We start from the raw sequence: 19,945 nt of genomic DNA on the forward strand, positions 1-19,945 counted from the left end.
CGCCGATCGCGCACCGGGTGCGCTCCTGCACGTGCGGCTTGTCGCGCTGGCGCTTAGTCCTTCTTCTTCAACCGCGCCACCAGCGCCCGCAACACGGCCTGCGTTTCCGGCTTGAAGTAAGCCTCCAGGAACTGGTCGATCGGAAGCGCATCGGGGTCGCCCCAGATGTCGGTGAGGTCGGCGCGTGCAATGGCCCGCGTGGTGAGCATGGCGTTCGACGGCAAGGCCAGCATGCCTTCCAGCCAATGCAGCGAGCGCGTCACCACTTGTTCGACATTGGTAAGTTCATCCACCAGGCCATGGGCCAGCGCCTGCGAGGAATCGACCATGGCGCCCGCCACCATCAGGCGTTCGGCGCGATACGGGCCGACAATGCGGCGCAGGGCCAGCTGGATACTTTCCGGCACCACCAGGCCAACCTGCACTTCGTTGAGGCCGATCTTGAACGGACCCTCGGCCATCACGCGGTAGTCGCAGAACAGGGACAGCACGGCGCCGCCGGCGGGGCTGTGCCCGGTGATGGCCGCCACTACCGGCACCGGCGACAACGCCAGCTTCGAGCAGGTGCGGAAGAATTCGCGCCAGAAGTCGCGTACGCCGCTTTCGTCGCAGCCAAGCAGGGCAGGCACGTCCACGCCCGCCGAGAACATGCCAGGCGCACCCGACAACACCAGGCCGCGCGCACCCGCGGCCAAAGCGCCATCGACGGCATCACGGATCGCGCGAAGCAGGTCGACGTTGAGCGCATTGACCGGCAGGCGGGCGAGGTTGATTTCGGTAACGGCGTCGTGCGTGATGACGTTGAGCATGGCGGGATCCGGATTGAAGAACGAGCTGGGGAGGCGAGAGTAGCAAACCGGCAGTGCATGGTCGGTGTCTCTCGCCTCCGGCGGTTCTCGCTCAACCCTGCGGGTGGTCCTCATCGGTCCACTGGTAACGCACTGCGTAGTCCAGGGTGGCCTTGCCTCCGGCTGGCACGGTGACCTGGAATTCCAGTGTGTCGGTCGTCTGCTGGCTCGGCTTCCCGCTCGAGGACACCAGCTTCCACTGGCGCCAGCGCGACGGATGTTCGCGCACCGTCACCACACGGGCTTTGTCGCTCGCATTGGTCAGCGTGATGCGGAAGGCCTCATCCATCGTATGGCCGGCCTTGTCCACGCTGAAGGCAGTGCGCTCGCGTTCACCGCGCAGATCGAACGCAGTACCCAGCACGACGCGCACCTCGTCCCCCTTGGGCGTGTCGTTGATCCGGTCCTCGCCAATGAATTGCGGCGTGCCGCTGCGATCGCTGGTGAACACGCGCAGGTATCCGGCGGGCAGGCTGTCGAAGGCGCGGAACTGCAAAATGCTCGCGATGGTGTTGCCATAGTTGGTGCCGTAGTCACGCTGGAGAATCGGCTGGGGCGATGTCCATGCTCCACCGTATTCGTAAAGCATCGTGCGTTTGCATTCGAGAGAACGGCTCTCGTACAGCGGCACCTGGCTCACGCTGCCGTCGGGCAGGTCGACCGGCGAGGGCAGGGTATAGCTGCGGTAGTCGGCCAGCGTCGATTGCTCGGGCAACGCCACGTCTGCCTTGGCGCGCGCGGCGTACATCATTGGCGCGGGTGCTCCGCGCGGTGACGTGGGTTTGGCGATCTGCGGCTCGCCGGCGATCAGGGTGAGCTTCACGCCGTTCCAGTCGCGCCCGCTGCGATTGGCGATGCTGGCGCGCGCTTCGAACTGCATGCTGCAGCCGTCGCCCGGCGCCAACGTGCCGACATACGCCGAGCGCCAGCCAAGCCCGGCAGTGGTGTAGCTCAGGGTCGCCTGCGCGTTGCCGGCACGCTTGGCCTCCACGCGCAGCTGCAGGCTGGAGCCGGTCTGGAAGGTGCCCTGGGCACGCACGGAGGCGAACTCGCGGATCAGGCTCGTGCGGCCCGAGGCGTCCTGCACCAGCAAGCCCTCGCCCGCGCGCAACAGTGTGCCGCTGGCAAGCGTCTGGCCGCTGCTGGCGAGTACTTCCACGGGCTGCCCCACCAGACTGCCGAGCGCGGCGTTCGGGCCCTGGGCCAGCAGCAATCGCTGCGAAACGACGCGGGCCGCATCTCCCTCGACGCTCAATGCCATGGCTTCGGGGTCGAGGTATCGCGGCAGTCCGCCAAGGCTGATGTCCTGCATGCCGCCCTTGAGCTGAAGCTCGCGAGGTTCACGCGCCACGGCATAGCCTGCCTGCACGCCGCCGTCGTCATTGGCGCTGAACAATGCCGCGTCGTCGCTGCGGTAGAGCGTGAGGCTGGTGGTCGATGCGGCGGAGGCCGCCGCCGTCATGCTGGCAGCGATAGCGAAGGCGAGAGTGCGGAGGGGAAGCGGGCTCACGGTCGAACTCCTTTCGGGTGGTCGCCGTGGATGTTACGTGTGCCGCATGAAGCTGGGGCATCCGGCGTTCGGTGTCGCTTAACCCCGAACGCCGGATACGTCGTTCAAGCGAGGCCTTCGGCGGCGCCGCGGATCGACTGCGGCAGTGGCACGGGCTTGCCGGTGGCCGGGTTCATCCACACCATTACCACCTTGCCGTCGCTGTACAACGCGTTGTCGTCGTTGGCATCAAGGATGCGATGCGCCAGCGTGATCGAGCTGTTGCCCAGGCGCTCGCAGCTCAGCTCCACGTGCAATTGGGCAGGCCATTCGATGGGGCGGCGGTAGTTGATCTCGCTGGCGGCCAGCACCGGCATCGACTGCTCGTCGAACCAGCCCGGCACGTGGCGCAGCCACTGCAAACGAGCCTCTTCGAGGTAAGTGAGGTAGTTGGAATTGTTGACGTGGTTGAACGCGTCAAGATCGCGCCATCGCACGCCGATGGAGGCGACGAACAATGTTTGTGATGCGCCGACAGGCTGTTCAGCCACGATGACCGAAGCGCTTTCCTGCGCTTCGGCCTTGCGGGCCCGCGTGCGTTTCTCGGGCGCCGGTTGGGTGGAACTCATGCAGTCTTCTTCCGTAGTGCGGGTTTGCTCTTGCCGTTGCTCTGGACCTTGGCCATCTTGGCGGGCTTCATGTCCAGATGGGGGGCAAGGAAGTGACCGGTATGCGAGCCGGGCGTCGCCGCCACGGTTTCCGGCGTGCCTGAAACCAGAATGCGACCACCACCAGCACCGCCTTCCGGGCCCAGATCGACCAGCCAGTCGGCGGTTTTGATCACATCGAGATTGTGCTCGATCACGACCACGGTATTGCCCTGTTCCACCAACTGGTGCAGCACGTCGAGCAACTGCTCGATATCGTGGAAGTGTAGGCCGGTGGTCGGCTCGTCGAGTATGTAAAGCGTGCGGCCGGTATCGCGCTTGGACAGTTCCTTGGACAGTTTCACACGCTGCGCTTCGCCACCGGAGAGCGTGGTCGCGCTCTGGCCAAGCTTGATGTAATCCAGGCCCACGGCACGCAGCGTTTCGAGCTTGCGGGCGATGGTCGGAACGTTCTCGAACAGCTTGAACGCATCCTCCACCGTCATGTCGAGCACGTCGGCAATCGTATGGCCTTTGTAGTGGACTTCCAGCGTTTCGCGGTTGTAGCGCTTGCCGTGGCACACGTCGCACGGCACGTACACGTCAGGCAGGAAGTGCATCTCCACCTTGATCATGCCGTCGCCCTCGCAGGCCTCGCAGCGACCACCGCGCACGTTGAAGCTGAAGCGGCCCGGCGTGTAGCCACGCGCACGCGCCTCGGGTACCTGCGCGAACAGCTCGCGCAACGGCGTGAACAGACCCGTGTACGTTGCCGGATTCGAGCGCGGCGTGCGTCCGATCGGCGACTGGTCGATGTCCACCACCTTGTCGAACAGCTCCAGACCTTCGACCGAGGCGTGCGGCGCAGCCTGAGCGCTGGAGCCGTTCAGTTCGGTGGCGGCGAGGCGGAACAAGGTGTCGTTGATCAGCGTCGACTTGCCCGAGCCGGACACGCCGGTGACGCAGGTGAATAGGCCCGCAGGAATCGCCAGGTCCACATGCTTCAGATTGTTGCCGCTGGCACCCTTCAAGTGCAGCCAAGAATCGGCATCGAGCTGTTGCCGGCGCTCGATGGGCACTTTGATGCCGCGCTTGCCCGACAGGTACTGGCCCGTGACGGATCGCGGCGTGGCCAGGATGTCCTTCAGCGTGCCTTGCGCCACCACTTCGCCGCCGTGCACGCCGGCACCCGGGCCGATGTCGAGCACATGGTCCGCCATGCGGATGGCGTCTTCGTCATGCTCGACCACGATCACCGTATTGCCCAGATCGCGCAGCCGCGTGAGCGTACCCAGCAGTCGTTCGTTGTCGCGCTGGTGCAGGCCGATGGACGGCTCGTCGAGCACGTACATCACGCCCACGAGGCCCGCGCCGATCTGCGAGGCAAGGCGGATGCGCTGCGCCTCGCCGCCCGACAACGTGTCGGCCTGTCGATCCAGCGTGAGGTAATTGAGGCCCACGTCGTTGAGGAAGGTGAGTCGCTCGCGGATTTCCTTGACGATCTTCACCGCGATTTCGCCGCGCCAGCCGGTAAGCGAAAGCTTCTCGAAGAAGGCCAGCGCATCGTCGATCGAGCGCGACGTAAGCGAGGGAATGGCGTGGTCCGCGACGAACACGTTGCGCGCCGAACGGTTGAGGCGCTGGCCTTCGCATTCCGGGCATGGCTGGTCGCTTATGTACTTGGAAAGCTCCTCGCGCACGGCGGGGGATTCGGTTTCCTTGTAGCGACGCTCCATATTCGGAAGAATGCCTTCGAAGGCATGCTCACGCGTCACGCGACCGCCGCGCTCCGTGAGGTACCTGAAGGCAATGCGATCCTTGCCGCTGCCGTACAGGATGGCCTTCTGGACGTCCGCGGGCAGCTTGCGCCACGGCGTGTCGACGTCGAATTTGTAATGGCCGGCCAGCGACATGATCAGCTGGAAATAATGGGCATTGCGGCGATCCCATCCACGGATGGCACCGCCGGCAAGCGACAGTTCCGGATGTGCCACCACGCGCGCAGGATCGAATACCTGCGTCACGCCCAGGCCGTCGCAGGTGGGGCAGGCGCCGACCGGGGAGTTGAACGAGAACAGGCGCGGTTCCAGCTCCGGCAGCGAGTAATCGCAAACCGGGCAGGAGTAGCGCGAGGAAAGCAGTTGCTCCGGTGCCTTGGCATCGTCCATGTCGGCCAAGATCACCAGGCCATCGCCCAGGCGCAGCGCGGTCTCGAACGATTCGGCCAGGCGTTGCTTGATGTCGTCGCGCGGACGGAAGCGGTCGATCACCACTTCGATGGTGTGCTTCTGGCGCAATGTGAGCGGCGGCACCGCATCGAGGTCGTAGACGGCGCCGTCCACGCGCGCGCGCACGAAACCCTGCGCCCGCAGCTGGTCGAACACCTGCACGTGCTCGCCCTTGCGCTCACGGATCACCGGCGCAAGCAGCATGAAGCGCTTTTCGGGGTCGAGCGCGAGCGTGGCGTCCACCATCTGGCTCACTGTCTGCGCTTCCAGCGGAATGCCGTGATCGGGGCAGCGCGGCGTGCCTACGCGGGCATAAAGCAGACGCAGGTAGTCATACACCTCGGTGATCGTGCCCACGGTGGAGCGCGGGTTGTGCGAGGTGGACTTCTGTTCAATGGAAATAGCCGGCGAGAGACCTTCAATGTGGTCCACGTCCGGTTTTTCCATCATCGAGAGGAATTGCCTGGCGTAAGCCGATAGCGACTCGACATACCGGCGCTGGCCTTCGGCATAGATGGTGTCGAACGCCAGCGAGGACTTGCCGGAGCCGGACAGGCCGGTGATCACGATCAGCTTGTCGCGGGGCAGGTCCAGGTCGACGTTTTTCAGGTTGTGCGTGCGCGCGCCGCGGATGCGGATGGTGTCCATGTCGCTCGGGAAAGAGTGGGGTGGAAAGGGGAAAACTGTACTATAGCAAACTACCCAGGTCAGTTATTGCCTGACGAGCTCTTGGCGGCGCCCTTCAGGGAGTGCCGGCGCGACTGTGGCTTAATACGGCCTTTGATCGAATCGGATCGAGGCAACAGAGCGTGCGGATGGGCAAGTGGAAGAGATGGGGCGCCACCCTGGCGCTTGCAATGGCTGGGGCCGCGGCTCAGGCCGCGACAGCACCGGCCAGCGAGGCGCAGGTGCGGCAGCTGATGGAGGCGGTGGGCGTCGGCAAGATGCTGAGCCAGATGAACTACCAGGCGGTGGCCACCATGCAGCAGTCGCTGCCTTGTGTCCCGGCCGACTACTGGCAGAACTACATCGATGCCAATGGCACACAGCAGTTCATCGGCCGGCTGGTGCCGGTCTACCAGAAGCATTTCAGTTCCGACGAACTGGATGGCCTGCTGAAGTTCTACCGCTCACCGCTGGGGCAGAAGGTCATCAACGAGATGCCCACCACCATGGCCGAGGCCAATCAGGCCGGCCGCCAGTGGAGCCAGGAACGCAGCGAGCAGATGATCGCCGAGCTCAAGCAGAAGGGCAGCCTGGATGCCGCCGGCCGTTGCCCGGCCAGCAAGGCCGTCACGGCTCCCGCCATCGGAGCGGCGGCAGGGGATGCCGAGGGCGATGCAGAAGACGTCCCGGCCAAGCCCGCGGCAAAGGCTCCGGCAAAGAAGGCCGCCGCCAAGGCGCCGGCCAAGAAGCCAGCACCCAAGCCGGCCGCCAAGAAACCAGTTCCCGCGAAAACCCCGGCAAAGACGGAGAGCAAGTCCACGTCGTCTGCTACCACGTCGTCCGCAGACAGCAAGGCCGTTCCAGCCAAGGTGCCCACCCCGGCCAGCGGTTCTCCCGGTGGCCCGTAGGTGCCAGGGAGTCAGGCTGGTCAGTAATTGACCAGCGGTCATAACAGTCGCTATACTCCCGAGTTCGCCGGTGCCTGTTTGGGCGCGGCGAGCCCAAGAGAATAACGACAGAAGGGATATTCCCATGAGTTACGCAGTCATCAAGACCGGCGGCAAGCAGTACCGCGTTCAGCAGGGCGACGTCCTGCGCGTGGAACTGCTGAACGCCGAAGAAGGCGCTGCCTTCACCTTCGACCAGGTCCTGCTGGTCGGCGCCGGTGAGTCGATCACCGTCGGTGCGCCCATCGTGGCCGGTGCCACCGTCAGCGCCACCGTGCGCAAGCACGGCCGTGCCGACAAGATCCGCATCATCAAGTTCCGCCGCCGCAAGCACCACAAGAAGCAGCAGGGACATCGTCAGCATTTCACCGAAGTCGAGATCACGGGCATCAACGCCTGAGCAACTGGAGCACTGAGTCATGGCACATAAAAAAGGCGTAGGTTCCAGCCGCAACGGTCGCGATTCGAACCCGAAGTACCTCGGCGTGAAGATCTACGGTGGCCAGGCCATTGAGGCCGGCAACATCATCGTGCGTCAGCGCGGCACCAAGTTCCACCCCGGTCAGGGCGTGGGCCTGGGTCGCGATCACACCCTGTTCGCGCTGGTCGACGGTACCGTCGAATTCAAGGTTCGCGGCGAGAACAACCGCCGGTTCGTCAGCGTCGTCAAGGGTTAATCCTTCTCGATGCGGCAGCGAAGGCCCCGCCTCGGCGGGGCTTTTGTTTTTATCGGGAAGTGGACTGACGGAGTGGGTCGCGCGAGGCGCGGCGCCCGTATTCCCTTATCATGCAGCACGGCTGCGCGTCCGATTCCCCGTCTCCCTTTCCCCGGATTCCCCTCCCATGAAGTTCGTCGACGAAGCCATCATCAAGGTCCAGGCCGGTGACGGCGGCAACGGATGCATCAGCTTCCGCCGCGAAAAATTCATTCCCTTTGGCGGCCCTGACGGCGGCGACGGCGGCAGCGGTGGCTCGGTGTGGCTGGTGGCCGACGAAGGCCTCAACACGCTGATCGACTTCCGCCACCAGCGCATGTTCAAGGCCGAGCGCGGCCAGAACGGCATGGGTAGCCAGATGTACGGCAAGGGCGGCGAAGACACCTTCATCCGCGTGCCGGTAGGCACCGTGATCTGCAACGTCGACACCGACGAGACCATTGGCGACCTTACCCAGCACGGCCAGCGCCTGCTGGTGGCGCAGGGTGGCAAGGGTGGGCTTGGCAATATCCACTTCAAGAGCTCGGTGAACCGCGCGCCGCGCAAGTCCACGCCGGGTACGCCGGGCGACGTGCGCGAGCTGAAGCTGGAGCTGAAATTGCTGGCCGACGTGGGCCTGCTCGGATTCCCGAACGCAGGCAAGTCCACCTTCATCCGCGCCGTGTCGGCCGCCACGCCGCGCGTGGCCGATTACCCGTTCACCACCCTGCACCCGAACTTGGGCGTGGTAAGCGTGGGCACCGACCAGAGCTTCGTCATCGCCGACATCCCGGGCCTGATCGAGGGCGCCGCCGATGGCGCGGGCCTGGGCATCCAGTTTCTGCGCCATGTGTCGCGCACGCGCCTGCTGCTGCACGTAGTGGATATCGCCCCGATCGATGGCTCGGACCCGGTGGAGCAGGTGCAGGCCATCGAGCAGGAGCTTGAGAAGTTCGACCCCGAACTGCTTGCGCGTCCGCGCTGGCTGGTGCTGAACAAGGCCGACGTGTTGCTGGAAGACGAGCGCAAGGCGATCGCCGAAGAGGTGGTAAAGCGGCTGGGATGGAAGGAGCCGTGGTTCCTGGTGTCGGCTATTGCGCGTGAAAATACGATGCCGGTGTGCCAGCAGGTATGGCGCTTCCTTGAGGCTGAGCAGATGGCGCGCGCAGAGCGCGACGACATGGCGCCGGGTGACGTGCGACTGCGCGGCGAGTAAGCCGGAGGGCGGGACGACATCGACAAAAAAAGCGGCCTCGGGCCGCTTTTTTTCTGCCGTCATTCCGGCGTAGGCCGGAATCCAGGTTGCGTGAGTACGGTTTTGCGATGCGTAAAAGGGCAACTAGCGCCAGGCTGCAGCTCGCCTCTCTCGTTACTGGATTCCGGCCTGCGCCGGAATGACGGGGAAGGGGTCGGGCGTTCCCAATCCGGTAGCCCGCGTATAAAAAAACCGGCTTTCGCCGGCTTCTTTCATTCAGGCACAGAAAAGCCGGCTCTCGCCGGCTTCCCTACCAACCCGAGATGCAATACGCGGAGCCGGCTTACGCCAGCTCGCGGATCTTCGCGTTGAGGCGGCTCTTGTGGCGAGCGGCCTTGTTCTTGTGGATCAGGCCGCGGGCGGCGTAGCGATCCATGACCGGCTGCGCGGCGGTGAACGCCTCGACAGCAGCAGCCTTGTCCTTGTTCTCGATGGCCTTGACGACCTTCTTGAGGGCGGTGCGCACCATGGAACGGGCGCTGACGTTGCGCAGGCGGCGCTGCTCGGACTGGCGCGCGCGCTTCTTCGCGGACTTGATGTTGGCCAAGGTAGAACTCCGAAATGAATGACTGGGTTGGAAAAAGACGACAATTATGCGGTCAATGCATCGTTGCGTCAATAGCTTAGGTGTTTGTCAAGGCGCGATCGCGCGCCGGACCGCTCACTCGCGGTGACCGCCTGCAGCAAGCGGGGCCTCCATTATGCCACGAGCGGGTCGTGAACTTGGCCCTTTCGGCTGTCACACTACGCGCCTTTCGGGCCGGGGCAGGGATATTGCCGCCGGGTCGCCATCAACATAGGCACCGTTTTCAGGCATGAAGTCCCCCAGCATGTTGCGTGGGCTGCTCTCGTTCAGCAGCATGACCATGATCTCGCGCGTCCTTGGCCTGGTCCGGGACGTTTCGATCAACACGGTATTCGGCGCCAACGCGGCCACCGACGCGTTCTGGGTCGCCTTTCGCATCCCCAACTTCATGCGCCGGCTGTTTGCCGAGGGCTCGTTCTCCACGGCCTTCGTGCCGGTCTTCACGGAAGTGAAGGAGAAGCGCAGCCACGAAGATCTCAGGCAGCTGATGTCGCGCGTCTCAGGCACGCTGGGAGCGGTGCTGCTGCTGATCACTGCGCTGGGCGTGATCTTTGCGCCGCAGGTGGCGGCGCTGTTCTCGCAGGGCGCCGCGGACACGCCGGAAAAATTCGCGCTGACGACCAGCCTGCTGCGCCTGACCTTTCCGTTCCTGCTGTTCGTATCGCTGACCGCGCTGTGCGGCGGGGCGCTCAACAGCTTCCACCGCTTCGCCCTGCCGGCACTGACGCCGGTGATCCTCAACCTGTGCATGATCGGCGGCGCGCTGTGGCTGTCGCGCTACCTGCAGCCGCCCATCATGGCGATGGGGTGGGCGATCTTGCTGGCGGGCATCCTGCAGCTGCTGTTCCAGTTGCCGTCCCTGAAGGGGCTGAACCTGCTCACCCTGCCGCGCTGGGGCTGGAGCCACCCGGATGTGCGACGCATCCTCAAGCTGATGGTGCCGACACTGTTCGGTTCCTCCGTGGCCCAGGTGAACCTTTTGCTCGACACGGTCATCGCCGCCTACTTGATGACGGGCTCGCAGAGCTGGCTGTCGCAGGCCGACCGGTTCCTGGAGCTACCGCTGGGGCTGTTTGGCGTGGCCTTGGGCACGGTGATCCTGCCGTCCTTGTCGCGCCATCACGTCACCACGGATCGCGAGGGATTCTCCAAGGCGCTGGACTGGGGCTTGCGCATCACACTGCTGATTGCGGTGCCGGCCATGTTTGCCCTGATGTTGCTGGCACGCCCGCTGGTCGCCACGCTGTTCCAGCACGGCCAGTTCACCCCGTTTGATACGCGGATGGCCACGTTGTCCATCACCGCGCTGAGTTTTGGCCTGCCGGCGTTTGCCCTGGTCAAGGTGGCGTTGCCGGCGTTCTACGCGCGCCAGGACACCAGGACGCCGGTGCGCGCCGGCGTCGCGTCGCTGGTCGCGAACATGGTGTTGAACATCCTGTTCGTGGCCGCGCTGTTCACGCTGTGGGCGACGCCGGAGCAACGGCAACTGCCTTGGCTGGACGGCATCGCCGCGGTGCCTGGCCTGCACATGGCGCTGGGCATGGCGAGTGCGCTGGCCAGTTACATCAACCTGGGGCTGCTGTGGCACTGGCTGAAAAAGGCCGGCGTATACCGGCGCCAGCCGGGCTGGGCGCGGCACCTCGGACGGCTTGCTGCGGCCTCCGTGGTCATGATCGCCGTGCTGCTGGTCGGCATGTGGATCTGGCCGGACTGGACTGGCGCGGACACGCGGACGCGCATCTGGCGCCTGGCCGTGCTGGTTGGCGCAGGCGGCGGTGCCTATGTGGCCACGCTGTTTGCGGCCGGCTTCCGCGTGCGCGAATTGCGCGGAGTCTGAGGCGCCAGCCACAGACCCCTCGCCAGGAGCGCACCCTGTGCGCGATGACGGCCCGAACCGCCTCCTGATTCGTTTCCAAGGCGATATGCCATACCGCATTTCCCTTGCCTTGATCGCCCACCGGGTGCGCTCCCGCAGGGCGGGATGGCAGCCGTCACCCGCTATACTCGCCCGATGATGAGACTTTCCAGGGATGTCGCCGGCCCTTGTCTGGCGCCGGGCGGCAGCGTGGTGGCCGTTGGCGCGTTCGACGGCCTGCATCGAGGACACCAGGCGCTGCTTGCGGAGGTTCGCCAGCGCGCGACCGAACTCGGCCTGACGCCGGTGGTGGTGAGCTTCGAGCCGCTGCCTCGCGCGTATTTCTCGCCGGAGCCGGTGGCGAGGCTCTCCAGTGTCCGCGAGAAGCTGCGCGGCTTTCACGCGGCGGGCATGGAGCAAGCGCTGCTGCTGCGCTTCAACGGCCGGTTGACGGCCATGTCGGCCGAAGATTTCGTGCGCCGCGTGCTGGTCGATCGCGTGGGGGCACGCGAGGTGTGGGTGGGCGGCGACTTCCGCTTTGGCCACAAGCGCGGCGGCGACGTGCCGTTGCTCGAATCGATGGGCAGGGAGCTTGGCTTCACGGCGCGCACCATGCCCGCCGTGCTGCTCGACGGTGCGCGGGTTTCCGCGACCCGCGTGCGCATGCTGCTCGCTTCCGGGGAATTCGCGGGTGCCTCGCCCCTGCTTGGACGTCCGTTCGTGATGGAAGGGAAGGTCGAATACGGCAAGCAGCTGGGGCGCGAGTTGGGCTATCCCACGGCCAATATCCACCTGCGTGACCGCTCCAGTCCCGTGCACGGCATTTTCGCGGTGCGGGTGGGGCTGGGCGAGAGCGAGTGCAGTTGGCCGGGCGTGGCCAGTCTCGGCGTGCGACCGACCGTCAACGAGGTGCCCGAGCCGTTGCTGGAAGTCCACTTGTTCGATTTCGACGGTGACCTTTACGGGCAGCGCATGGCGGTGGAATTCGTGGCCAAGCTGCGCGACGAGCAGAAGTTCGACGGACTGGACGCTTTGACCGTCCAGATGGCCAAAGACGCCCGCCAGGCCCGAGAGCTGCTGGGCATGAATCCGCGCCTCAGCGAGGCGTAACGGCGCCAAATCCGGTAACGTTGGCGTTTCCGCCGTGTCCATGGCGGCGCCAGGCAATGACGGCGCCCGCAGGATCGCGCCAGACCCCGATCAGAGCATCCCCAGGCAATGACCCAGGACTACAAGAACACCATCAACCTGCCGCAGACGGAATTCCCGATGCGCGGTGACCTGCCCAAACGCGAGCCCAAGTGGCTGGCCGACTGGCAGCAGGTGAACCGCTACGTGCAGATCCAGGAGCGCGCGGCGAATCGCGACAAGGTGTTTGTGCTGCATGACGGCCCGCCGTACGCGAACGGTGCGATTCACCTGGGCCATGCAGTGAACAAGGTGCTCAAGGACGTGGTGGTGAAGTCGCGCCTGCTGGCCGGTTACCGCGCGCCCTACGTGCCGGGTTGGGACTGCCACGGCCTGCCGATCGAAGTGGCGGTGGAAAAGAAGTTCGGCCGCGTGGGCGACAAGCTCGACGCCGCCGCATTCCGCCAGAAATGCCGCGAATACGCGCAGCAGCAGATCGACCTGCAGCGCACCGACTTCAAGCGCCTCGGTGTGCTCGGCGACTGGGAAAACCCGTACCGCACGATGGACTTCAAGTACGAAGCCGACATGGTGCGTGCGCTGGCGAAGATCGTCGGCAACGGTCACGTCGTGCGTGGCGCCAAGCCGGTGTACTGGTGTTTCGATTGCGGCTCCGCATTGGCCGAGGCCGAGATTGAATACGCCGACAAGGTGTCGCCTGCCGTCGATGTCGCCTATGACGCCGTCGATCCCAAGGCGCTTGCGCAGAGGTTCGGCGTTGACGCGGGCGATGCCATCGTCGCCATTCCGATCTGGACCACTACCCCGTGGACGCTGCCGGAAAGCCTGGCGGTATCGTTGGGCGGTGAGCTCGAATACGCGCTGATCGAAGGTCCGTCGCGCGACGGCCATCGCGTGCTGCTGGTCGTTGCCAGCGCGCTGGTGGAAAAAGCGGCGCAGCGCTACGGCATCGAAGGCGAAGCAAAGGTGCTCGGCCATGTTGCCGGGCAGTCGCTGGAAAGCGTGCTTTTGAAGCATCCGTTCTACGCACGCGAAGTGCCTGTGCTGATCGGCGACCACGTGTCCGCCGAAGACGGTACCGGCGCCGTGCACACCTCGCCCGACCACGGCGTGGAAGACTTCGTCGTCTCGCGCAAGTACGGCATCGAGACACTGAATTACACCGAGGCGCGCGGCACCTACCGCGCCGACACACCGGTCGCGCTGGATGGCACCGTCATCGCTGGCAAGCACTTGTGGAAGGCCAACGACGAAATCGTGGAACTGCTGCGCCGTCGTGGCGTGCTGCTGGCCTTCGCGAAGATCGAACACAGCTATCCGCATTGCTGGCGCCACAAGACGCCGGTGATCTTCCGCACCACGCCGCAGTGGTTCATCAGCATGGAGAAGGAAGGCCTGCGCAAGACCGCACTCGATGCGATCAAGCACGTGCGTTGGGTGCCGGGCTGGGGCGAAGAGCGCATCGCCGGCATGGTCGGCGATCGTCCCGACTGGTGCATCTCGCGCCAGCGCACCTGGGGCGTGCCGATTGCGCTGTTCATCCACAAGGGCACGCAGGAACCGCATCCGGATTCCGTCGCGCTGCTGGAGCAGGTGGCCAGGCGCGTGGAGCAGGGCGGCATCGACGCCTGGTATGCGCTGGATGCTGCCGAGCTGTTGGGCGACCAGGCGAAGGACTATGAAAAGGTCCTCGATGTGCTCGACGTGTGGTTCGATTCCGGTGTCAGCCACTTCGCCGTGGTCGGCCAGCGTGCCGAGCTGCAGCAGGGCAAGGCGTCGAGCTACAAGGTGATGTACCTGGAAGGTTCGGACCAGCATCGTGGCTGGTTCCAGTCGTCCCTGCTGACCTCGTCGGCCATGTTCGCCAAGGCGCCGTACAACGACGTGCTCACCCACGGTTTCACCGTGGATGCGCAGGGCCGCAAGATGTCCAAGTCGCTGGGCAACGGCATCGAGCCGCAGGACATCATGAAGAACCTGGGTGCGGACATCCTGCGCCTGTGGATCTGCTCGACCGACTACCGCAACGAGATGTCGCTGTCGGACGAAATCCTCAAGCGCGTCTCCGACACCTATCGCCGCATCCGCAACACTTCGCGCTTCCTGCTCGGCAACCTCGACGGCTTCGATCCCACCAGGCACCTGGTGCCGGTGGAACAGAGCCTGTTGCTGGACCAGTGGGCCGTGCAGCAGGCGTACGACGTGCAGCAAGCAGTCGCCGCGGCGTATGACCGCTACGACTTCCCCGAAATCGTGCAGCGTGTGCAGAACTTCTGCACCAACGAGCTGGGCGCGCTGTACCTCGATATCACCAAGGATCGCCTCTACACGATGCCGACCGACAGCCACGGTCGCCGCAGCGCGCAGAGCGCGATGTATCGCATCGCTGAGGCGCTCGTGCGCTGGCTGGCGCCGGTGCTGACCTTTACTGCCGAAGAAATCTGGCAGCACCTGCCGGGCGAGCGCAGCGAGAGCGTGCTGTTCGAAACCTGGTACGACGGCCTCGCCGCCACGCAGGGCTCGCCAGAGCAGCGTCGCTACTGGTCCGACTTGTTGGCTATCCGCGAGACCGCCTCGCGCGTGCTCGAAGGCATGCGCAAGGGCGAGCAGATCGGCGCCTCACTGGAAGCGAAGCTGGCGATCCATGCCGATCCGGCGATCGTTGCGCGTTACCAGCCGGCGGTTTCGGAGTTGCGCTTCTTCTTCATCACCTCGGACCTGCGCCTGGACTTGGCCGGTGGCCAGCCGGCCGATGCCGTGCTGACCGAACTGGAAGGCGCGGACGTGTGGGTTTCGGCAACTGTCAGCGATGCCGCCAAGTGCGTGCGCTGCTGGCATCGTCGTGATGATGTCGGCACCCACGCGAACCATCCGGAACTGTGCGACCGCTGTATCGGCAACGTCGAAGGACCGGGCGAGGATCGTCGCTGGTTCTGAGTAGAACAACACTTCTTCCTCTCCCCTTTGGGAGAGGACCGAGGTGGGGGCGGGTGCTCGCGATGAAGCTTCAAAAGACCAGACGTCGCTTCGCCTGCAACTCGTCGCAAGATTGGCCCCTCACCACCATGAAGGTGGCAATGCCCCAATCCTCTCCCCACTAGGGAGAGGGAGTATGGCTCGCAAGATCGGTTGCCCATGAATCCCAAACCCAACGCCCTCTCCTGGCTGCTGCTTTCCGTTCTGGTCATCGTCCTCGACCAGCTCAGCAAGTGGTGGGCACTCACCGCCCTGCAGCCTGCTGGCTTGCCGCATCCGGTGATCCCCGGCTTCCTCAACTGGACGCTGGCCTTCAATACGGGCGCAGCCTTCAGCTTCCTCGCCACCGGCGCAGGCTGGCAACGTTGGTTCTTCGTGCTGCTGGCGGTGGTCATCAGTGGCGTGCTGGTCGTCTGGCTGGCGCGTACGCCGCGTGGCGACTGGAAAACCGCGCTGCCGCTGGCGCTGATCGTGGGCGGTGCGCTGGGTAACCTGATCGATCGCCTGCATGCCGCGCAGGTCACCGATTTCATCCACGTGTATTTCCGCGAATGGAACTACCCCGTATTCAATCTCGCCGACTGTGGGATCACGGTGGGTGCAGTGATGCTAGTAGTGTTTGGCCTGTTTTCGGGTCAGAAGAAAGCCTGAACGCAGTGTCCTGTGCGCCCGATGGGGCGTGCGATAATGTCGATCCGTCAGTCGACCCAGCCGGGTCCGGAGCACTCGTGGACATCCTGCTTGCCAACCCTCGCGGCTTTTGTGCCGGTGTGGACCGAGCCATCGCCATCGTCGAGCGCGCGCTGGAGTCCTATGGCGCGCCCATCTATGTCCGGCACGAGGTCGTGCACAACCGCTATGTGGTCGACAAGCTGCGTGCGGATGGCGCGGTATTCGTGGAAGAGCTCGACGAGGTACCTGACGGCGCCACCGTGATTTTCAGCGCCCACGGCGTCTCCAAGGCCGTGCGCGAGGAGGCCGACCAGCGCGGTCTCAAGGTCTTCGATGCCACCTGTCCGCTGGTGACCAAGGTCCATATGGAAGTCGCGCGCCTCGGCCGTACCGGCCGCAGCGTGGTGTTGATCGGCCATGCCGGCCATCCGGAAGTCGAAGGCACCATGGGGCAGTGGAATCCGGCCAACACCGGCGAAATCCTGCTGGTGGAGTCGGTGGAATGCGTGGCGGACCTTGAGCCCCGGTTCCCGCACGAGCTTTCCTACGTCACCCAGACGACGCTCTCGGTCGACGACACCAAGGCCATCATCGAGGCCTTGCGCGAGAAATTCCCCGATATCGACGGTCCGCGCAAGGACGACATCTGCTACGCCACGCAGAATCGCCAGGACGCCGTGCGCCGCCTGGCCGATGCCGTTGATCTCATGCTGGTGGTGGGCTCGGTCAACAGTTCCAACTCCAACCGCCTGCGCGAGCTGGCCGAGAAGCAGGGCGTGCGTGCCCATCTGATCGACGGCGCCGAGCATATCGAGCGCCATTGGCTCGATGGCGTGACCCGCATCGGTCTCACGGCGGGCGCCTCGGCCCCCGAAAAACTGGTCAAGGACGTCATCGCCCGCCTGCAGTCGTGGGGCGCCGGTTCCGTGCGGGAACTGGACGGCGAACCGGAGACCATCACCTTCGCCCTGCCCAAGGAACTGCGCCTGGCCGGCAGCACCTCGGCCAGCCTCTGACGGCTTGCGCCGCTTGCCCCGGCTCCGTAGAATTAGCGGTTCCTCGCCGGAATAGCTCAGTTGGTAGAGCGGCGCATTCGTAATGCGTAGGTCGTAGGTTCGATTCCTATTTCCGGCACCAGTTTCCAAAGAAGCCCGCAGCCATGCGGGCTTTTTTGTTGCCCGTCACTCGCCGGCATAGCCACTTCCCGCCCTCGTGACCCCGTTCACCTTTGTCCTCTTTCTTCTTGCCGCTCGTCGGGTGACCCTTACCGCTTGTCGGCGGAACCCTTCACGGTACCGGCCAGCGGGCTAGAGTGCGCCCAAGGGGCATTAAGGGGAAAACGCCATGCAGGTTCTATCGCGTCAGCGAGGCGTCTCGCTGATCGAGGTCATGATGGCCGTGCTGATTTTCAGCATTGGCCTTATCGGCATGGCAGGGTTGCTGGTCATGGCCACCCGGTCCAATCAGGCTGCCTACATCCGTACGCAGGCGACGTTCCTGTCCAGCAGCATGGCGGATCGCATGCGCGCGAACACCGTTGGCGTGTGGGCGGGCAAGTACGACTCCACCAACTATGCCGCGATCACCGGTACCACGACGTGCAACGACACCACGCCGTGCGATCCGGGCCAAGTGGCCAAGCGTGATCAGCAGATTTGGGTTGCCCAGCTGAAATTGTTCCTGCCCAATCCGCAGGCAACGATTGCTTGCGACAAGAGCAAGCTCACATTCACTCCAGCGCCGTGGTCGCCGGGCGTGCCAGCTTCAGGCTCTACGGCCGCCGTGGCTGCAGTGCCAGGACAGGTCGGAATGCGGCCGCCTTACGGTGGCGTCTGCACCATGACGGTCAGCTGGTCCGAGCGCGACGCCGCGGACCCGGCCAATGCCCGCAACAACCAGACCTACAGTGGAAGCTCCACGCAGTCGTTCACATGGGAGTTCCAGCCGTGATCGTGCGCGTCACTCAGAAGCATCAATCGGGCGTCACCCTCATCGAGTTGATGGTGGCGTTGGTACTGGGTCTGCTTGTGGCGGCCGGCATCGTCACCGTCTTCATGTCCACCTCGTCCAGCAATCGCGCGCAGACGCAGTTGGCACGCCTGCAGGAAGAAGGGCGTTTTGCAATCAATCGCCTCACCTCCGACATGCAGATGGCCAACGCACAGTACTGCACGAACACGGGCGGCGTGGCGAAGGCCACCAACAGCGGCACCTATGTAGATGGCTTGCGTGCCTCCATGGTGTACGCAAAGAGCCTCACCGCTGCGTTGTCGGACAACACCACAACGATGGGGTCGGGTTCCTATCCCGGCGTGCCCACGTCTCCCTATGCGTTTCCGTCGTTCCTTTCGATGCGCGGCTATGACTGCGACAGCTCAACGTGCACGCCGGTCAAGCCCGAAACAGGCACCACTTTGCCTGCAATGGGCAAGGCGGTCGGTTCTCGCGTCATCGGCGCCGACGTCCTGACATTGCGTTATCTCGACTCGTCGGGTGGCTGGGCCGTGACCGGTGGCGCAGGTACGTCCATCACAGCGTCCGGCGGCTCCATCAGCAGCATCACCCTGGTGCCCGCTTCCAACGAATCGACCGCGGCGGCCTTCAAGAGCGGCGACCTGGCCATGGTGGCCGATTGCTCCGGCTCGCAGATCTTCGCCGCGTCGATTGCCAGCGGCGTGATCACGCCGGATGGCACGAACAACCTCGGCACGCCCGCGTCACAGCAACCAATGTCCGCAGCGCGCGTGTTCGATTTCAACAAGAGCTACCAGACAGTCACCTACTACCTGGCGGTGGTGGACAACGGCAACGGCCAGACCACGGGTGCGCTGATTCGCCGCCTCAATGGCGTGGACCAGGAACTGGTGCGCGGCATCGAGCGAATGGACTTCCTCTACGGCGTGGAAGACAGCAATGGCAATACGCGTTATCTCACCGCGGACAAGGTGGATGCGGGAACCGCTTGCACGACCGCGGCGCCAGGCGTTCTGTCGAGCGACCCGGGCTGCATGTGGCGTTCGGTGAAAAGCATCGAAGTGAATGTCCTGATGGACGGCCAGATCCCGCTGTACACGTTGCTGTCCAGCGACATGCAGTATTCATATGGCTCGGACGCGACGACCACGGCCTTGGCGGCTCCCAGCGGCCATGCCATTACGCCCAGCGCACAGGGCTTTCCGGACCAGATGCTGCGCCGCGAGTTCAGCGCTCTGGTGTCCGTACGCAATTTCAACCCTTGATCTTGCACCGGCCGCCTTGGCGACCGGTGATGGTGGAGACTGTCATGCGACCGATGATTCACCGAGCCATAGCATCCCGCCAACGTGGCGTCGTGCTGGTCGTTGCGCTCATTTTCCTCTTGCTGCTGACGATCCTTGCGATCAGCGCGTCCGGGCGGTCATTGCTGCAGGAACGCATGGTGGGCGGCCTGCGTAATGCGCAGCTCGCCGAGCAGGCCGCAGAGTCCGCTGTGCGCGGCGCAGAATGGACGCTGTGGGCAAGCACGAGCAACACGGCGGCCGCGCCACTGGTCTGTGGTACGGGTGTGCTTGCCGGCAACTGCTATGTCTATGACCCGGGCAACACCGCGCTTTACGGCGCCTCGGGCACGGTCACCAAGTTCCGCACCAGCGCGGCCTGGACCACCACCGGTGCAGCCGTCTACAAGGGGCCCGCGGGAAGCGTGGATTTCACCAAGACCGGGGCGAAGCTCGCGCAGAATCCGGCTTACATGATCGAAGACCTTGGCGTGGAGCTGCCGCCCGGTGTGACGGGCTCGCTCCATGAGTCAGGCGCCACCGGCAGTACCGGCACCGGCTACGCCAGCTCCAGCCGGCATATCTACCGGATTACCGCGCGCGCCACGGGCGCGAGCGCCAACACGATGCGTGTCGTTGAAAGCACGTTCGCAGCCAAGAGCAACTGAGCGGAGC

General features: G+C 64.6%; 17 protein-coding genes and 1 tRNA gene. 13 read left to right on the forward strand and 5 right to left on the reverse strand.

Annotation, left to right across the window (positions count from 1 at the left end):
• Positions 1–53: 53 nt before the first annotated feature.
• The 4 genes from VFG49_RS07360 to uvrA all read right to left on the reverse strand — a co-directional run bounded on the left by VFG49_RS07360 (position 54) and on the right by uvrA (position 5,860).
• Positions 54–809: an enoyl-CoA hydratase/isomerase family protein gene (locus VFG49_RS07360; protein WP_324858976.1), complete on the reverse strand. Its 756-nt coding sequence runs from the start codon at positions 807–809 to the stop codon at positions 54–56.
• A gap of 91 nt (positions 810–900) precedes the next feature.
• Entirely contained in the window at positions 901–2,358 is a 1,458-nt protein-coding gene (locus VFG49_RS07365; RefSeq protein WP_324858978.1) for a DUF4139 domain-containing protein, read from the reverse strand.
• A 104-nt stretch (positions 2,359–2,462) separates the two neighbouring features.
• Positions 2,463–2,966: a thioesterase family protein gene (locus tag VFG49_RS07370; RefSeq protein ID WP_324858980.1), complete on the reverse strand. Its 504-nt coding sequence runs from the start codon at positions 2,964–2,966 to the stop codon at positions 2,463–2,465.
• Positions 2,963–5,860 carry an excinuclease ABC subunit UvrA gene (gene uvrA / locus VFG49_RS07375; RefSeq protein WP_324858982.1) on the reverse strand — a complete coding sequence of 966 codons (2,898 nt, stop codon included), beginning with the start codon at positions 5,858–5,860 and terminating at the stop codon, positions 2,963–2,965. Before uvrA ends, VFG49_RS07370 begins: the two co-directional genes overlap by 4 nt.
• A 209-nt stretch (positions 5,861–6,069) precedes the next feature.
• Between uvrA and VFG49_RS07380 the strand changes: the two genes are divergently transcribed.
• The 4 genes from VFG49_RS07380 (at position 6,070) to cgtA (ending at position 8,736) form a co-directional block, all read left to right on the forward strand.
• The gene (locus tag VFG49_RS07380; protein ID WP_324858984.1) at positions 6,070–6,786 is read left to right on the forward strand and encodes a DUF2059 domain-containing protein; all 717 of its coding nucleotides are present in this window, start codon (positions 6,070–6,072) and stop codon (positions 6,784–6,786) included.
• Positions 6,787–6,910: 124 nt separating this feature from the next.
• Positions 6,911–7,225 (forward strand): 50S ribosomal protein L21, encoded by a 315-nt coding sequence (gene rplU / locus VFG49_RS07385; protein ID WP_038616498.1) that lies wholly within the window; start codon positions 6,911–6,913, stop codon positions 7,223–7,225.
• A 19-nt stretch (positions 7,226–7,244) separates the two neighbouring features.
• Complete coding sequence (rpmA, locus tag VFG49_RS07390; protein ID WP_324858987.1) at positions 7,245–7,502, forward strand: 50S ribosomal protein L27; 258 nt, start codon at positions 7,245–7,247, stop codon at positions 7,500–7,502.
• 166 nt (positions 7,503–7,668) lie between these two features.
• Complete coding sequence (cgtA, locus tag VFG49_RS07395) at positions 7,669–8,736, forward strand: Obg family GTPase CgtA (RefSeq protein ID WP_324858989.1); 1,068 nt, start codon at positions 7,669–7,671, stop codon at positions 8,734–8,736.
• A gap of 322 nt (positions 8,737–9,058) precedes the next feature.
• Here cgtA and rpsT read toward each other — a convergent pair whose 3' ends face one another.
• Complete coding sequence (gene rpsT / locus VFG49_RS07400) at positions 9,059–9,322, reverse strand: 30S ribosomal protein S20 (RefSeq protein WP_324858992.1); 264 nt, start codon at positions 9,320–9,322, stop codon at positions 9,059–9,061.
• A 268-nt stretch (positions 9,323–9,590) separates the two neighbouring features.
• Between rpsT and murJ the strand changes: the two genes are divergently transcribed.
• The 9 genes from murJ (at position 9,591) to VFG49_RS07445 (ending at position 19,938) form a co-directional block, all read left to right on the forward strand.
• Positions 9,591–11,198: a murein biosynthesis integral membrane protein MurJ gene (gene murJ, locus VFG49_RS07405; protein WP_324858994.1), complete on the forward strand. Its 1,608-nt coding sequence runs from the start codon at positions 9,591–9,593 to the stop codon at positions 11,196–11,198.
• A gap of 174 nt (positions 11,199–11,372) precedes the next feature.
• Positions 11,373–12,326: a bifunctional riboflavin kinase/FAD synthetase gene (locus VFG49_RS07410; RefSeq protein WP_324859125.1), complete on the forward strand. Its 954-nt coding sequence runs from the start codon at positions 11,373–11,375 to the stop codon at positions 12,324–12,326.
• 108 nt (positions 12,327–12,434) lie between these two features.
• Positions 12,435–15,302 carry an isoleucine--tRNA ligase gene (gene ileS / locus VFG49_RS07415; RefSeq protein ID WP_324858996.1) on the forward strand — a complete coding sequence of 956 codons (2,868 nt, stop codon included), beginning with the start codon at positions 12,435–12,437 and terminating at the stop codon, positions 15,300–15,302.
• A 198-nt stretch (positions 15,303–15,500) separates the two neighbouring features.
• Entirely contained in the window at positions 15,501–15,992 is a 492-nt protein-coding gene (lspA, locus tag VFG49_RS07420) for a signal peptidase II (RefSeq protein ID WP_324858998.1), read from the forward strand.
• A 77-nt stretch (positions 15,993–16,069) separates the two neighbouring features.
• Entirely contained in the window at positions 16,070–17,029 is a 960-nt protein-coding gene (ispH, locus tag VFG49_RS07425; RefSeq protein ID WP_324859000.1) for a 4-hydroxy-3-methylbut-2-enyl diphosphate reductase, read from the forward strand.
• 45 nt (positions 17,030–17,074) lie between these two features.
• A tRNA-Thr gene (locus VFG49_RS07430) sits at positions 17,075–17,150 on the forward strand.
• 207 nt (positions 17,151–17,357) lie between these two features.
• Positions 17,358–17,963 carry a type IV pilus modification protein PilV gene (pilV, locus tag VFG49_RS07435; RefSeq protein WP_324859002.1) on the forward strand — a complete coding sequence of 202 codons (606 nt, stop codon included), beginning with the start codon at positions 17,358–17,360 and terminating at the stop codon, positions 17,961–17,963.
• Positions 17,945–19,252, forward strand: a complete 1,308-nt coding sequence (locus VFG49_RS07440; RefSeq protein ID WP_324859004.1) for a PilW family protein — start codon at positions 17,945–17,947, stop codon at positions 19,250–19,252. The genes pilV and VFG49_RS07440 overlap by 19 nt, the downstream gene beginning before the upstream one ends.
• 44 nt (positions 19,253–19,296) lie before the next feature.
• Entirely contained in the window at positions 19,297–19,938 is a 642-nt protein-coding gene (locus tag VFG49_RS07445) for a pilus assembly PilX family protein (protein WP_324859006.1), read from the forward strand.
• The last annotated feature ends 7 nt before the right edge of the window (positions 19,939–19,945 follow it).

This window comes from Dyella sp., assembly GCF_035685885.1.
GTDB lineage: Bacteria > Pseudomonadota > Gammaproteobacteria > Xanthomonadales > Rhodanobacteraceae > Dyella.

What these genes read in the sequence shown, in the direction of transcription:
- VFG49_RS07360 (WP_324858976.1), bottom strand. Translation starts at nt 809, where the DNA reads ATGCTCAACGTCATCACGCACGACGCCGTTACCGAAATCAACCTCGCC.
- VFG49_RS07370 (WP_324858980.1), bottom strand. Translation starts at nt 2,966, where the DNA reads ATGAGTTCCACCCAACCGGCGCCCGAGAAACGCACGCGGGCCCGCAAG.
- uvrA (WP_324858982.1), bottom strand. Translation starts at nt 5,860, where the DNA reads ATGGACACCATCCGCATCCGCGGCGCGCGCACGCACAACCTGAAAAAC.
- VFG49_RS07380 (WP_324858984.1), top strand. Translation starts at nt 6,070, where the DNA reads ATGGCTGGGGCCGCGGCTCAGGCCGCGACAGCACCGGCCAGCGAGGCG.
- rplU (WP_038616498.1), top strand. Translation starts at nt 6,911, where the DNA reads ATGAGTTACGCAGTCATCAAGACCGGCGGCAAGCAGTACCGCGTTCAG.
- rpmA (WP_324858987.1), top strand. Translation starts at nt 7,245, where the DNA reads ATGGCACATAAAAAAGGCGTAGGTTCCAGCCGCAACGGTCGCGATTCG.
- cgtA (WP_324858989.1), top strand. Translation starts at nt 7,669, where the DNA reads ATGAAGTTCGTCGACGAAGCCATCATCAAGGTCCAGGCCGGTGACGGC.
- murJ (WP_324858994.1), top strand. Translation starts at nt 9,591, where the DNA reads ATGAAGTCCCCCAGCATGTTGCGTGGGCTGCTCTCGTTCAGCAGCATG.
- VFG49_RS07410 (WP_324859125.1), top strand. Translation starts at nt 11,373, where the DNA reads ATGATGAGACTTTCCAGGGATGTCGCCGGCCCTTGTCTGGCGCCGGGC.
- ileS (WP_324858996.1), top strand. Translation starts at nt 12,435, where the DNA reads ATGACCCAGGACTACAAGAACACCATCAACCTGCCGCAGACGGAATTC.
- lspA (WP_324858998.1), top strand. Translation starts at nt 15,501, where the DNA reads ATGAATCCCAAACCCAACGCCCTCTCCTGGCTGCTGCTTTCCGTTCTG.
- pilV (WP_324859002.1), top strand. Translation starts at nt 17,358, where the DNA reads ATGCAGGTTCTATCGCGTCAGCGAGGCGTCTCGCTGATCGAGGTCATG.
- VFG49_RS07440 (WP_324859004.1), top strand. Translation starts at nt 17,945, where the DNA reads ATGGGAGTTCCAGCCGTGATCGTGCGCGTCACTCAGAAGCATCAATCG.
- VFG49_RS07445 (WP_324859006.1), top strand. Translation starts at nt 19,297, where the DNA reads ATGCGACCGATGATTCACCGAGCCATAGCATCCCGCCAACGTGGCGTC.